Here is a 13,656-nt window from a genome sequence, read left to right as displayed (position 1 = left end):
CGATGACCACACCGGAAGACCCCGAGGGGACGCGGGCGGTGGCGCGGACCGAGATGACCATGGGTCCGTTCTGGCCGGCGCGGACCGAGGTGACGGCGCGGCCCGAACCCGCCGGTGAGCGTGGGGAATCCACGGGACCCGAGCCCACGCAGCGCACGGTGACGACACCGCGCATCGAGCCGGCCCAGCGGACCGAAATGACACCGCGACCGGACCGGACCGGACCGGGCGTTGCCGATGGGGGGCCGAAAAACCCTGTAGCACAGAGTGTTTCGCGTGCCGAGGGCGAGCCGCGCTCGCCCACCCGGCCCTCGCAGCGCACGGCGCGCATGACCCGCCCACGACCGGTGGTGCGGCGGCTGGGAGCCGGTCTGGTGCCGATCCCAGCGGTCGAGCCGGTGGATCCGGAGGCCGCGGTGCTCGAGGATCCGATGGTCGCCGAGGGGCGGCGGTTCTGCTGGCGCTGCGGCAAGCCGGTCGGCCGGGGCACGTCGACCCAGCCGTCCACCACCGCGGGCATCTGCCACACCTGCGGCGCGCCATACGATTTCCGGCCCTCACTGCATCCGGGCGACCGGGTGGCCGGCCAGTACGAGATCCAGGGCTGTATCGCACACGGCGGGCTGGGCTGGATCTACCTGGCCATCGACCGAAATGTGAGCGATCGCTGGGTGGTGCTCAAGGGCCTGTTGCACGCCGGTGACGCGGAGGCGCAGGCGGTCGCACTGGCGGAGCGGCAGTTCCTGGCCGAAGTGGTCCACCCCAGCATCGTGAAGATCCACAACTTCGTGGAGCACCCCGGCTCGGACGGGACGCCCATCGGCTATATCGTCATGGAATACGTGGGCGGGCACTCGCTGCGCGATCTGCTCGACACCCACGCGCCCAACCGCATGCCGGTCGCCGAGGCCATCGCCTATCTGCTGGAAATCCTTCCGGCCCTGGACTATCTGCATTCGGTGGGGCTGGCCTACAACGATCTCAAGCCCGACAACATCATGATCACCACCGATCGGGTGGAGCTCATCGACCTGGGTGCGGTCAGCCAGTTCGAAGCGTACGGAAACCTATACGGCACCAGGGGATTCCAGGCCCCCGAGATCGCGCACACCGGGCCGACGGTGGCCTCGGACATCTACACCGTGGGCCGCACGCTGGCCGTGCTCACCCTGCACCTGCCGATGGAGCGGGGCGCGTACGTCGACGGCATCCCGGATCCGAAGGACCAGCCCGTACTGGCTCGGCACGAGTTCCTCTACCGGCTGCTGCTGCGCGCCACCCATCCGGATCCCGACCGGCGCTTCCCGTCCGCTCGGCTGCTGGCCGCCCAGCTCACCGGCGTGCTGCGGGAGATCCTGGCCGGCGAGACCGGCAATGAGCATCCGCAGCTGTCCACACTGTTCAGCCCGCCGCGCACCAGTTTCGGCACCGCCGAGCTCATCGCGCAGACCGACGGCATCATCGACGGCATCGCCCGCGGCACCCTGTTGCGGCCCGGCGAAGTGGTGGCGGCCCTGCCGGTGCCCATCATCGATCCGGGCGATCCGTCCGCGCCGCTGTTGGCCGGGGCCGCGCATCCCGAACCCCGGCACGCCCTCGACGAACTGCGGCACGCCCGCCAGCGGGCTGCGGCCGAACCCGGCGGCGCGCCGGACACTTTCGAGCTGGAGGTGACCCTGGCGCAGGCTCGCGCACATCTGGACCTGAACGAGCCCGCCGCGGCGCGCATGCTGCTGGCCCGGCTCACCGACGAGCCGCTGCCGCCCGCCCCGGACTGGCGCATCGACTGGTATCTCGGCCTGACCGAGCTGCTGGAGCTGGAGTACGAGCGCGCCTTCGCCCGCTTCGACGCCGCGCTGGAGGCGCTGCCCGGCGAGATCGCACCCAAACTGGCGCTGGCCGCCACCGCGGAACTCATTCTCCAGCACTGGGATTCGCAGGATCCGGAGCAGTGGCGGGCCTACGCGGAGAACTACTATGCCACCGTATGGCGCACCGACCGCGGCGTGGTGAGCGCGGCCTTCGGCCTGGCCCGCCAGCTCGCCGCCGCCGGGAAGATCACGGCAGCCGTGCACGCGCTGGATCAGGTGCCGCCCGCCTCACGGCATTACGCGGAGGCTCGCATGACGGCCATCCTCATGCTGCTGACCCGCGCGCCCGCGGCCGAACTCGACCAGTCGACGCTCCAGGTGGCGGCGGCGCGGGTGCAGGATCTGCCGCCGGGCGAGGGGCGCACGGCGCAACTGCGGATTCTCACCCTGGGTGTCGCGCTGGGCTGGGTGCAGGCGGGGAATCAGCCGAAGTCGGCCAGTTCCACGCTGTTCGGGTCGCCGTTCACCGAGCGGGATCTGCGGCGTGGCATCGAGACCGGCCTGCGCGCCCTGGCCCGGTCCGCGCCCGAACGCACCCACCGCTACGCCCTGGTCGATCTGGCCAACGCGGTGCGCGCCAAGTCCTGGTTCTGAGCACCGCCCGCCGCCGAACCGGATGAGTCCCGTGTCGCCCGCGGCGGTCACAGGGGCAGCCTGCACACCACGGGACCGGCGAGGGAAGTTCGGTCCCTACCGCGGTTGTGCGTGGTGCGACACGGGTTCCGGTGGTCCGGAGGAACCGGATCCGATGACCACCATGCCAGGCCCATCATGATGTTTTCGTGAAGCCCGTAACGCTGGTGAGAGGTCTCGGGCGAGCCCTCGAAACCCCGAGCTCGTGTCCGTGCGCGATGCTCAGCCGACCAGGTCGGCGGCGGCCCGAGCGATGGCCAGTTCCTCATTGGTGGGCACCACGAGCACCGAGACCTCCGAGTCGTCGGTCGAAATGCGCCGGGCGGTGCGATCCTTGGCGTTATTGCGGTCGGCATCGATGCGAATGCCGTAGCGCTCCAAGCCCGCCAGCGCCTCGGCGCGCACCTTGGCGTCGTTCTCGCCCACCCCGGCCGTGAACGTGACGACGTCCACCGTCCCCAGCTCGATCATGTACGCGCCGACATAGCGGCGCAGCCGGTGGATGTAGACGTCGAACGCCAATTTCGCTGTCGGATGCCCGGTTTCGATGAGGCGGCCCAGCTCACGGAAGTCGTTCACGCCGGAGATGCCCTTGATCCCGGAGTTCCGGTTGAGCAGGACGTCCACATCGTCCACATCCATGCCCGCGGTGCGGATGAGGTGGAAGATGATCCCCGGATCCAGGTCCCCGGACCGGGTTCCCATGACCAGGCCCTCCAGCGGGGTCAGCCCCATGGACGTGTCCACCGCCTGCCCGGCCCGGATGGCCGAGGCCGACGCGCCGTTGCCCAGGTGCAGCACGATCTGATTGAGATCGGCCCGGTCCCGACCGAGGAAGGCGGCGGCCTGGCCGGACACGTAGTCGTGCGAGGTGCCGTGGAAACCGTACTTGCGAACACCGTGCGCCGCGGCGATCTCCGGGTCGATGGCGTACGTCTTGGCCGCGGCGGGCAGATTGTGAAAGAAGGCGGTGTCGAACACCGCGACCTGCGGCACGTCCGGCAGCAGCGCGCGGGCCGATTCGATCCCGATGACATTCGGCGGATTGTGCAGCGGCGCAAGGGAGGACAGATCGACGATGGCCCGCAGCACCTCGTCGGTGATGAGCGTCGGCCGGTAGAAAACCCCGCCGCCGTGCACCACCCGGTGCCCGACCGCGGCCAGATCGGCGTGCGCCAGATCCTGGCCGCTGGCGATGAACAGGTCGAACACCACGTGCAGGCCCTGGGCGTGATCGACGATGGAGCCCTGGTATTCGAGAGTCTTCTCCCCCGCGGTGTGTTCGACGGTCACCGCGTCCGGTTCGACGGCCTCGCCGATGCGCTGCACGATGCCGTGGGCGCACACGTCGGCGGTCTCCGGATCGAGCAGCTGGTATTTGATGGACGAGGATCCGGAGTTGATCACCAGAACCTTCACGACGCCTCCTGCTGAGCCTGAATCGCGGTGATCGCGACGGTGTTCACGATGTCGGCCACCAGGGCGCCCCGCGACAGGTCGTTGACCGGCTTGCGCAGGCCCTGCAGCACGGGGCCGATGGCGACGGCCCCGGCGCTGCGCTGCACCGCCTTGTAGGTGTTGTTGCCGGTATTGAGGTCGGGGAAGATGAAGACCGTCGCCTGGCCGGCCACAGCGGAATTCGGCAGCTTGGTCTTGGCCACCGCGGGTTCGATCGCGGCGTCGTACTGAATCGGGCCCTCTACCAACAACTCCGGCACGCGCTCATGCACCAGCTTGGTGGCGGCGCGGACCTTGTCGACATCCGCGCCGGAGCCCGATTCACCGGTGGAGTAGGAGAGCATGGCCACACGCGGGTCGATGCCGAACTGGGCGGCGGTGCGCGCGGAGGAGATGGCGATGTCGGCCAGCTGATCCGAGGTCGGATCCGGCACCACGGCGCAGTCTCCGTAGACCAGCACCCGGTCGGCCAGGCACATGAGGAAGACGCTGGACACCGTGGACACGCCCGGCTCGGTCTTGATGATCTCGAAGGACGGGCGGATGGTGTGCGCGGTGGTGTGGGCCGCGCCCGACACCATGCCGTCGGCGACGCCCATGTGCACCATCATGGTGCCGAAATACGAGATGTCGCCGATGAATTCACGAGCGCGATCCACCGACATGCCCTTGTGGGCGCGCAGGCGGGCATATTCCTCGGCGAATTCGTCGCGCAGCGCGCAGGTCTGGGGGTCGAGCACCTCGGCGGCCTCGATGTCCACGCCGAGTTCGGCGGCGCGGCCGCGCACGGCGGCCTCGTCGCCGAGAATCGTGAGGTCGGCGATCTTGCGCTGGAGCACCCGGCCGGCGGCGCGCAAAATGCGGTCGTCATCGCCCTCCGGCAGCACGATGCGCTTGCGGTCGCTGCGGGCACGCTCGATGAGCTGGTATTCGAACATCTGCGGGGTGGTGATGTTCGGGATGGGGATCTCGATCTGCTGCAGCAGTTCTCGCGGATCGACCCGCTGCTCCATGAGGGCGAGCGCGGTATCCACCTTACGGATGCTGGACAGCGATACCCGGCCGCGGGTGAGAGCGGCGGCCTTGGCGGTCTCGAAGGTGCCGAGGTCGGTGGCGAGGATCGGCAGCTTGGGCTTGAGACCCCCCATCAGCCGGGCGATGGACGGCTCCGGCAGTATGCCGCCGTTCATGATGATCCCGGCCAACGAGGGAAAGCCTTCCGCCTCATGGGCGTTCACCAGGGCGAGCAGTACGTCGGAGCGGTCGCCGGGGGTGATGACGGCGGCGCCGTCGGTCAGGCGTTCCAGAATGTGCTCGGCGGTCATGCCGCCGACGATCACATCCAGCGCCTCGCGCTGCATGAGTTCCGGGTCGCCGCTGAAGAGTTCGCCGCCGATGGCCTCGCGCAGCTCCTCCATGGTGGGGGCCTGCAGCAGCGGCACCTCCGGCAGCGTCCAGGACGGCACCGCGCACACTCGCTTCAGGGCGGCGGCGTCGCCCTCGAGCCGCGCAGGCTCGCAGCGGTTGGCGATCACCGCCACCAGCTTGGCGTGCTCGGCCACCAGTTCACTGCGGCACAGCTCCACCAGCTGGCCCAATTCGTCAGGGGTGCGGCCCATTCCCCGCACCACCAGCAGCACGGGCGCGCCCAGGTTCACCGCGATGCGGGCGTTGTAGCGCAGTTCGCTGGGACCGGCGACATCGGTGTAGTCCGAGCCGACGATGAGCACGGCGTCGCACTGCTTGGCGACCGCGTGGTACCGCATGACGATCTCGCTGATCGCCGCGTCCGGATCCTGGTGCACCTGTTCGTAGGTGACGCCGATGGCCTGGTCGTAGTCGATATCGGAGGTGGAGTGCTCGAGCAGCAGCTCGAGAACGTAGTCGCGCCCGGTCGCGGATCGGGTGATCGGCCGGAACACGCCCACTCGCGGGGTGCTGGCCGCAAGGGCTTGGAGGACACCGAGCGCCACCGTCGATTTGCCGGTGTCACCCTCGGGGGACGCGATGTACACACTGGAAACCGGTGTGGCAGCCATGAGCGAAAGACTACCGACCGTTATGGGCAGATTTCCGCGCCTACCCGGTAACACGACCCCGGACGCTCGGGGACGGGCTTTCGGCAGGGATGGCCCGTCCCCGGTCGACGCTCGATCGGGTGTGGCGCGCGACACCTCAGAGCGCGCGCAGGCGGGGCGCCAGATCGCGTTGGAACAGGTCCAGGAAGCGGCGCTGGTCGTGGCCGGGGGCGTGGAAGACCAGGTGGTTCAGGCCCGCGTCGAGGTAGGGCTTGATCTGCTCGACCGCCTGGTCCGGATCGCTGGCCACGATCCAGCGCTTGGCGATCTGCTCGATCGGCAGCGCGTCGGCGGCGGCCTCCATCTCGATGGGATCGGTGATGGAGTGCTTCTGCTCCGCGGTCAGCGAGAGCGGGGCCCAGAAGCGGGTGTTCTCCAGTGCCAGAACGGGATCGGTGTCGTAGGAGATCTTGATCTCGATCATGCGGTCGATGTCGTCGACGGTGCGATCGGCCTTGGCCGCGCCCTCCGCCACGGCGGGCATGAGCTTCTCGGTATAGAGGTCCATGCCCTTGCCGGAGGTGCAGATGAAACCGTCACCGGCGCGACCGGCGTAGCGGGCCACCAACGGACCGCCCGCGGCGATGTAGACCGGGATGCCGCCCTTGGGCACGTCGTAGATGGAGGCGCCGACGGTCTTGTAGTACTGGCCGTCGAAGTCGACCCGCTCACCGGTCCACAGCGCGCGCATGAGATCCACCGACTCGCGCAGGCGCGCGAAGCGCTCCTTGAATTCCGGCCATTCGCCCTGGTAGCCGGTGGCGATCTCGTTCAGCGCCTCGCCAGAGCCGACACCGAGCATGATGCGATCCGGGTACAGGCAGCCCATGGTGGCGAAGGCCTGCGCGATGACCGCGGGGTTGTAGCGGAAGGTCGGGGTGAGCACCGAGGTGCCCAGCTGAATGCGCTTGGTGCGCTCGCCCACCGCGGCCAGAAAGGCCAGCGAGAACGGGGCGTGCCCGCCATTGTGCCGCCAGGGCTGGAAATGGTCGGAGACGGTGGCGCTGTCGAGGCCGTGCGCCTCCGCCTCCACCGCCAGCTCCACCAGTTCCCGCGGGCCGAACTGTTCCGCGGACGCCTTGTAACCGAGCTTGAGGTCCTTCACCTGGGCACTCCTGTCGCCTTGCTGCGCTTGGGCTGTGCGGGCCAACCTCCCGCTCGACCGTCGCGCCGTGCGGCGCGAACGGGCTTACCTCGCACCCTAGGTCGCAAAGGCGTACAGCGGTGAGGCAGGGGTCACGCCACAGGATCGAACCGCGCGCCCTTTGCCGGTATTCCGCCGCGGGGAACCGCGAAAATGTCCGCGACCCGCCCCGGTTCCGGACTGCCGCTCCGCCTCCCCGCGCTTGGAGCGAGGGAGCGAACGGCGCCATGGGGAAGGGAAGAATCGGGGTCACGAGGGCAGCGCACAGCCGGAGCGAAGCGGAGGCAAATAGACTCTGGCACGTGACCGACTCGAGCGCAGAACCGATCCTCTCCTATCTCACTGACATGGACGGTGTCCTGGTGCACGAGAACCACATGGTGCCCGGCGCCGACGAGTTCCTCGCCGAACTGCGCGAGAACAACATCCCGTTCCTCGTCTTGACGAACAACAGCATCTACACCGCGCGCGATCTCGCGGCGCGGCTCCAGCACACCGGCCTGGACATCCCCGCCGAGTCCATCTGGACCTCCGCGCTGGCCACCGCGACCTTCCTCAAGGATCAGCGGCCCGAGGGCACCGCCTACGTGGTCGGCGAATCCGGCCTCACCACCGCGCTGCACGAAATCGGTTACATCCTCACCGATTCCGATCCGGACTACGTGGTGCTCGGCGAAACCCGCACCTACTCCTTCGAAGCCATCACCAAGGCCATCCGCCTCATCGCGGCGGGCGCGCGCTTCATCGCCACCAATCCGGACGCCACCGGCCCCTCGCGCGAGGGCATCCTCCCGGCCACCGGATCCGTCGCGGCCCTCATCACCCAGGCCACCGGCAAGACGCCCTACTACGTCGGCAAGCCCAATCCGCTGATGATGCGCTCGGCGCTGCGCCGCCTCGGCGCGCACTCCCAGTCCACCGTGATGATCGGCGACCGCATGGACACCGACGTCATCGCGGGCCTGGAGGCCGGGATGCGGACCATCCTGGTCACCACCGGCATCTCCACCCCGGCCCTGGTCGAGCAGTTCCCGTACCGCCCGACCACCATCCTGTCCTCGGTCGCCGCCCTGGTCGGCAAGACCAAGGACCCGTTCGCGGCCTAGTCAGGCGGTATCGGTCGCGTCGCCCTCGAGTGCGTCGAGGGTGGCCGACAGGGTCGTCAGCGCGTCCACGATGCGGGCGAGTTCATCGACGCCGAGATGCGCCACAAGACGTTCCGCCATTGCCGCGTGCTGTGGATCGATCTCGCGAACCGCCGCGTGACCCGATTCGGTAATGGCGACGAGCTTGGCGCGGCGATGGACGGGGTTCGGGCGATATTCGACGAAACCCTTGTCCGCCAGCAAATCCGCGATGCGCTGCACGCTTTGACGGGTGATGCCCATCTCGCGGGCGATGCCCGCCACCGGTAACGGTTTGTGGAGAATCGCGCCGAGCACCTGCCACCACGCCACCGTGATCCCCGACGGCTTGGCCAATTTCTCTGCGATCGCGAGGAATTGGCCGTTCAACTTGAACGAGGTGACGGCCGCGGTGGCGAACAGATCTTGCGCGGTCCGGGTCATCGCGTAGCCGCGGCGCGCTGCTGCTCGTACTCGAGCAAGGCGTAAAAGCCTGCGGGATCATTGTTTCCGTAGAGTCGGTACCAGGCATCCAGCACGTGCGGCTCGTAGATGTCGAGGCGAGCGAAGATCTCGCGAGCGAAGTCGACCGGGCGGGTACCGGTCGCCGTGATCAGGTCGCCGTCGGTCGCGGCCGGTGCCTCGACGAAGTGCTCACCACCCGAATATCCGGTGTAGCCGAGGTATTCGGCGGCGTTGCTGGTGTGCCGCCGATCGTCCAGCAACCCTTCCTGCGCCAGCCCGAAGGTCGCGCCGCAGATCGCCGCCACCGGCACCCCGGCCGCCAGGAACTCCCGAGCCTTGCGCGCGAAGGCGGCCAACGCCTCGGGATGATGCTCGGTATCCAAGCCCGGCAGGATCAGCATGGCGCTGTCCGCGGGCTTCAGATCCTCGAGGGCGAGATCGGGCAGGACCCGCATGCCACCCATCGACGTGATCGGCTCGGCGCTGATGGCGACGGTCTTGACCTGCCAGGTTCCCGGCTCGCGGTGCCAGAGGGCACGGTTGATGTGCGCGGTTGCATGCCCGGCCTCCCAGTCCGAGAAGGTGTCGTACACGGCCAGGTGAACTGTCTTCAGCATGACAGCATGCTGTCATCATTGACAGCATGCTGTCAATGATGACGCGATAGCGATCGGGCTTCCGCTGAACCCGTCATCCGCCCGAATACGCCGAAAGGGCCGGAACCCATTGGGGTTGCGGCCCTTTCGGCTGAACTTCAGGTCAGCTCAAAGCCTGGTCGAGATCGTTGAGCAGGTCCTCGACGTCCTCGAGACCGATGGAGATGCGGACCACGCCATCGGTGATGCCCACGGCCGCACGGCCTTCCGGCCCCATCGCCCGGTGGGTCGTGGTGGCCGGATGGGTGATCAGCGTCTTGGCATCGCCGAGGTTGTTGGAGATGTCGATGATGCGCAGGCGGTTGAGCACCTCGAAGGCCCGCTTCTTGGCCTCGTTCTCGGCAGCCTTCAGCTCGAAGGTGATCACCGTGCCGCCGCCGGACATCTGGCGCTGGGCCAGTTCGTACTGCGGGTGCGAGGCCAGGAATGGGTACTTCGCCCAGGCCACCGCCGGATGCGACTCCAGGAACTGGGCGATGCGCAGCGCGGAATCCACCGACTGACGCAGGCGCACCGGCATGGTCTCCAGACCCTTGAGCAGGGTCCACGCATTGAAGGGGCTCAGCGCCGGACCGGTGTGACGCATGAGCGTCTTCACCGGGCCGTCGATGTACTCCTTCGGGCCGAGGATGGCGCCGCCGAGCACCCGGCCCTGGCCGTCGATGTGCTTGGTGCCCGAGTACACGGTGATGTCCGCGCCCAGATCGAAGCCGCGCTGCAGCAGCGGGGTGGCGAAGACGTTGTCCAGCACCACCTTCGCGCCCGCGGCATGGGCGAGATCGGATACCGCGCGCACATCCACCAGGGTCTGCATCGGGTTGGACGGTGTCTCGAAGAAGACGGCCCGGGTGGGCACCGACAACGCCTGCTCCCACTGGTCCAGGTCCTCGCCGTCGACGAAGACCGTCTCCACGCCCCAGCGCGGCAGGATCTCATTGGCCACCACGAAACACGAGCCGAACAGGCTGCGTGCCGCGACCAGGCGGTCACCCGCGCCGAGCAGCGCGCCCAACGCGGTGAACACCGCCGACATGCCGGAGGCGGTGGCGAAACAGGCCTGCGCGCCGTCGATCAGGCGTAGCCGCTCCTCGAACATCGACACCGTCGGATTGCCGTAGCGGGAGTAGACGAAGTGCTCGATATCACCGGTGAAGGACGCCTCGGCCGCCTCGGCGCTCTCATAGACGAAACCCGAATTGAGGAACAACGCCTCGGAGGTCTCGTCGAACCCGGAACGCCGAGTGCCGCCGCGCACCGCCTGGGTGGCGGGGCCGACGCCTTCGGGGAGCGGCTTGTCGAAAGAGCCACCGGTGATCATGATTTCCTCCCAGGGATCTGGCCGGACACGAAACTCATGACTGACGCCACGGCAGGCCGGCGGCGCGCCAGCCGGTGCTGCCGCGATGGCCCTGGCCGTCGAGCGCGCCCTCGAAGCCGTCGACCACATTGAAGGACGGGGTGATGCCGAGGGTGGTGGCGGCGGTGGCCGCGCCGATGGAGCGCTGCCCGGAGCGGCAGATGAACAGGACCGGTGCTTCGGAGTCGGGATTTCGGTCGGCCAGGGCCTGCTTCAGCTGGTCGGTGAAGCGGGCATTCGGCGTGCCGTTGACGTCGACCCACTCGATCAGCGCCGTCTGCCGGCCGACGCCGCTGGTGTCGGGCACGCCGACGAACCGCCACTCGGCCTCGGTGCGGACATCCACCAGCACCGCATCGGGATTGTCCCGCAACAACTCCCACGCCTGCTTCGGCGTGATGTCACCCGCATAGCTCACTTGTACCTCCTGTGAATCCGCACTTGCCGCACCGCTGTTCGATGCGAGGCCAGGTCGTCACCCGGAGCACCCCACCGCGGAGGAGGGTTGCCGACCAGCCAGCCGGGGCTTGGCGCTGGTACTCATGACCTGGGATGAGACTGCCGAAACCACCTGCCCGCTGTCAAACGTTCCTGCCGACCACACACAGCTTCGCGGCGCTCGCAGCGACGGAGCGGACGGCTCCGCAGACCCGCGCCTCGAAGGGATCGAGACCTCCAGCGCCGCGGACACGCCCCGAGCGAAACGGAGGACAGATCAGGCACTACAGACCACCCAGCGGGAATTCTCGCGGCTGAAGTGCCAGGTCGAGGTCGACTGCGCCCCGGAGACCGTGACGGTGACCTGCGCGGTGGCCTTGTCGCCGTCGACCGCCGGATCGGCCAGCCGGTCGAAGGTGACGCTCCGCCCGGTCGCGGCCGCGATCTTCAGCGGCGAGGCGTTCTCGTCGAATCCCTGGCAGGTCAGGGCCGGATCGTTCTTGCCGGCGTCGCTGCGGGACTTGATGAAATTGACCGCCGCCACCGACAGGCGATCGGAATCTGTGACATTCTTCTCAACCGGCGAGACCAGCGCCGCGATCACGATGCCCAGGATGACGACCGCGATCACACCGGCCGCCACCAGGAACGGCCACATGCTCCGGGTCTCGTCCTGGTCGATCCGGACCGGGGTCTCCTCGACATCGCTCATGAGTAGATCATGCCTGGTCGCCGCCGCTCGCCGGCCACGGCATTCCCACACGTTCGGCCCCGGCATTCCCACAGTTCACGGCCCTGCGCGCGAGGCGGCCCGCGGACCATCGATAGAATCAGCAGAATTTCCGCCCCAGGCGCGGGAATTGCAAGACTACGCAGCAACGCTGCAGCGTCGGGGGCCAATGACGGTCACCGAAGCCAGGGCGTCAACTTAGCCTAAGCTAAGAACGACGGCTGAGTTTTGACGACAAGTTAGTTTCGACCCAAAGGGTGCGCGGAAGAATGACCGAACAGAGTGCAGCGACCCGCCCGCTACGCATTGCGATCGTGGGCGCAGGCCCGGCCGGCATCTACGCCGCCGATGCCTTGATGAAGTCCGACGCCCCCGCCGGTTTCGACGGGGTGAGCATCGACCTCTACGAGCGCATGCCGGCGCCGTTCGGCCTCATCCGCTACGGCGTCGCCCCCGACCACCCGCGCATCAAGGGCATCATCACCGCGCTGCACAAGGTGCTCGACAAGCCGCAGGTCCGCCTGCTCGGCAATATCGACTACGGAGTCGACATCACCCTCGACGACCTGCGCCAGTTCTACGACGCCGTCATCTTCTCCACCGGCGCCAATGCCGATCGCGCGCTGGAGGTTCCGGGCATCGACCTGGACGGCTCCTACGGCGCCGCCGACTTCGTGTCGTGGTATGACGGCCACCCCGACGTGCCGCGCACCTGGCCGCTGGAGGCCGAGAAGGTCGCCGTGCTCGGCGTCGGCAATGTCGCCCTCGACGTGGCGCGCGTGCTCGCCAAGACCGGCGATGAACTGCTGCCCACCGAGATTCCGCCCAACGTCTACGAGGGCCTGCAGGCCAACAAGGCGCTCGAGGTGCACGTGTTCGGCCGCCGCGGTCCAGCCCAGGCCAAGTTCACCCCGCTCGAGCTGCGCGAACTCGACCACTCGCCGACCATCGAGGTCATCGTCGATCCCGAGGACATCGACTACGACGAGGGCTCCGAGGCCGCGCGCCGCCACTCCAAGCAGGTCGACATGATCTGCAATACGTTGGAGCAGTGGGCCATTCGCGATGTCGGTGACCGCCCGCACAAGCTGTTCCTGCACTTCTTCGAGAACCCGACCGAAATCCTCGGCGAGGACGGCAAGGTCGTGGGCCTGCGCACCGAGCGCACCCAGCTCGACGGCACCGGAAACTGCAAGGGCACCGGCGAATACAAAGTCTGGGACATCCAGGCCGTGTACCGCGCGGTCGGTTACCTGTCGCAGAACATCCCGCTGCTGCCCTTCGACGATCAGGCCGGCACCGTGCCCAACGAGGCCGGGCGCGTACTCATCGACGAGGGTGCCGACGGCGCGGCCCGCTACATGCCAGCTACCTACGTGACAGGATGGATCAAGCGCGGCCCGGTCGGCCTCATCGGCCACACCAAGGGCGACGCCAACGAGACCATCGCCTGCCTGCTCGACGACGCCGTGAACTTCACCCCGGCCGCGCAGCCGGAGCCCGACGCCGTCACCGATTTCCTCGAGGGCAAGGGCATCCCGTTCACCACCTGGGCCGGCTGGTACCGCCTCGACGCGCATGAGCGCGCACTGGGCGAGCCGCAGGGCCGCGAGCGGGTCAAGGTCGTCGAGCGCGACGAGATGCTCGCCGCGTCCGAACCGGACAAGGTGTCCTGACCAGCGCGAATCCGCCTGTCGGACAA

The 13,656-nt window shown here is 68.1% G+C and carries 11 protein-coding genes and 1 riboswitch; of the genes, 3 read left to right on the top strand and 8 right to left on the bottom strand.

All coding sequences use genetic code 11. The annotated features are described in order from the left end of the window. The first annotated feature begins 2 nt into the window (after nucleotides 1-2). The gene (locus GLP40_RS19135) at nucleotides 3-2,465 is read left to right on the top strand and encodes a serine/threonine-protein kinase (protein WP_230329697.1); all 2,463 of its coding nucleotides are present in this window, start codon (nucleotides 3-5) and stop codon (nucleotides 2,463-2,465) included. Between the two features lie 261 nt (nucleotides 2,466-2,726). Here the strand turns inward: GLP40_RS19135 and GLP40_RS19130 are convergent, their stop codons facing one another. From GLP40_RS19130 to fgd, 3 genes are all read right to left on the bottom strand, one after another. Continuing rightward, nucleotides 2,727-3,923 (bottom strand): acetate kinase, encoded by a 1,197-nt coding sequence (locus tag GLP40_RS19130; RefSeq protein ID WP_328290371.1) that lies wholly within the window; start codon nucleotides 3,921-3,923, stop codon nucleotides 2,727-2,729. Continuing rightward, nucleotides 3,920-6,001, bottom strand: a complete 2,082-nt coding sequence (pta, locus tag GLP40_RS19125; RefSeq protein WP_154789272.1) for a phosphate acetyltransferase — start codon at nucleotides 5,999-6,001, stop codon at nucleotides 3,920-3,922. Before pta ends, GLP40_RS19130 begins: the two co-directional genes overlap by 4 nt. 136 nt (nucleotides 6,002-6,137) lie before the next feature. Further along, on the bottom strand, nucleotides 6,138-7,145 hold the full coding sequence (gene fgd / locus GLP40_RS19120) for a glucose-6-phosphate dehydrogenase (coenzyme-F420) (protein WP_328290370.1): 1,008 nt from the start codon (nucleotides 7,143-7,145) through the stop codon (nucleotides 6,138-6,140). Nucleotides 7,146-7,531: 386 nt separating this feature from the next. Here fgd and GLP40_RS19115 point away from each other — a divergent pair, with 386 nt between their 5' ends. Continuing rightward, nucleotides 7,532-8,290 (top strand): HAD-IIA family hydrolase, encoded by a 759-nt coding sequence (locus GLP40_RS19115; protein ID WP_154789405.1) that lies wholly within the window; start codon nucleotides 7,532-7,534, stop codon nucleotides 8,288-8,290. Here the strand turns inward: GLP40_RS19115 and GLP40_RS19110 are convergent, their stop codons facing one another. The 5 genes from GLP40_RS19110 to GLP40_RS19090 form a co-directional block, all read right to left on the bottom strand. Then, complete coding sequence (locus GLP40_RS19110; RefSeq protein WP_154789270.1) at nucleotides 8,291-8,752, bottom strand: MarR family winged helix-turn-helix transcriptional regulator; 462 nt, start codon at nucleotides 8,750-8,752, stop codon at nucleotides 8,291-8,293. Continuing rightward, nucleotides 8,749-9,390 (bottom strand): type 1 glutamine amidotransferase family protein, encoded by a 642-nt coding sequence (locus GLP40_RS19105; protein ID WP_154789269.1) that lies wholly within the window; start codon nucleotides 9,388-9,390, stop codon nucleotides 8,749-8,751. Before GLP40_RS19105 ends, GLP40_RS19110 begins: the two co-directional genes overlap by 4 nt. Before the next feature lie 142 nt (nucleotides 9,391-9,532). After that, a complete protein-coding gene (locus tag GLP40_RS19100; protein ID WP_154789268.1) occupies nucleotides 9,533-10,747 on the bottom strand; it encodes an O-succinylhomoserine sulfhydrylase in 1,215 nt (404 codons plus the stop codon). 34 nt (nucleotides 10,748-10,781) lie between these two features. Next, nucleotides 10,782-11,204: a rhodanese-like domain-containing protein gene (locus tag GLP40_RS19095; protein ID WP_328290369.1), complete on the bottom strand. Its 423-nt coding sequence runs from the start codon at nucleotides 11,202-11,204 to the stop codon at nucleotides 10,782-10,784. Between the two features lie 14 nt (nucleotides 11,205-11,218). Further along, nucleotides 11,219-11,334, bottom strand: a riboswitch (SAM riboswitch). 167 nt (nucleotides 11,335-11,501) lie between these two features. Then, nucleotides 11,502-11,936 (bottom strand): Rv0361 family membrane protein, encoded by a 435-nt coding sequence (locus tag GLP40_RS19090; protein WP_154789267.1) that lies wholly within the window; start codon nucleotides 11,934-11,936, stop codon nucleotides 11,502-11,504. A 287-nt stretch (nucleotides 11,937-12,223) separates the two neighbouring features. Here GLP40_RS19090 and GLP40_RS19085 point away from each other — a divergent pair, with 287 nt between their 5' ends. Beyond that, nucleotides 12,224-13,630: an FAD-dependent oxidoreductase gene (locus GLP40_RS19085; protein WP_154789266.1), complete on the top strand. Its 1,407-nt coding sequence runs from the start codon at nucleotides 12,224-12,226 to the stop codon at nucleotides 13,628-13,630. The last annotated feature ends 26 nt before the right edge of the window (nucleotides 13,631-13,656 follow it).

It is taken from the genome of Nocardia aurantiaca, assembly GCF_009708175.1.
Lineage (GTDB): Bacteria > Actinomycetota > Actinomycetes > Mycobacteriales > Mycobacteriaceae > Nocardia > Nocardia aurantiaca.
This window is presented reverse-complemented; position numbering and strand designations above follow the sequence as displayed.

Excerpts from the sequence above, each read along its gene's own strand:
- GLP40_RS19105 (WP_154789269.1), bottom strand. The coding sequence starts at position 9,390 with ATGCTGAAGACAGTTCACCTGGCCGTGTACGACACCTTCTCGGACTGG.
- GLP40_RS19115 (WP_154789405.1), top strand. The coding sequence starts at position 7,532 with ATGGACGGTGTCCTGGTGCACGAGAACCACATGGTGCCCGGCGCCGAC.
- GLP40_RS19090 (WP_154789267.1), bottom strand. The coding sequence starts at position 11,936 with ATGAGCGATGTCGAGGAGACCCCGGTCCGGATCGACCAGGACGAGACC.
- GLP40_RS19100 (WP_154789268.1), bottom strand. The coding sequence starts at position 10,747 with ATGATCACCGGTGGCTCTTTCGACAAGCCGCTCCCCGAAGGCGTCGGC.
- pta (WP_154789272.1), bottom strand. The coding sequence starts at position 6,001 with ATGGCTGCCACACCGGTTTCCAGTGTGTACATCGCGTCCCCCGAGGGT.
- GLP40_RS19085 (WP_154789266.1), top strand. The coding sequence starts at position 12,224 with ATGACCGAACAGAGTGCAGCGACCCGCCCGCTACGCATTGCGATCGTG.
- GLP40_RS19110 (WP_154789270.1), bottom strand. The coding sequence starts at position 8,752 with ATGACCCGGACCGCGCAAGATCTGTTCGCCACCGCGGCCGTCACCTCG.
- GLP40_RS19135 (WP_230329697.1), top strand. The coding sequence starts at position 3 with ATGACCACACCGGAAGACCCCGAGGGGACGCGGGCGGTGGCGCGGACC.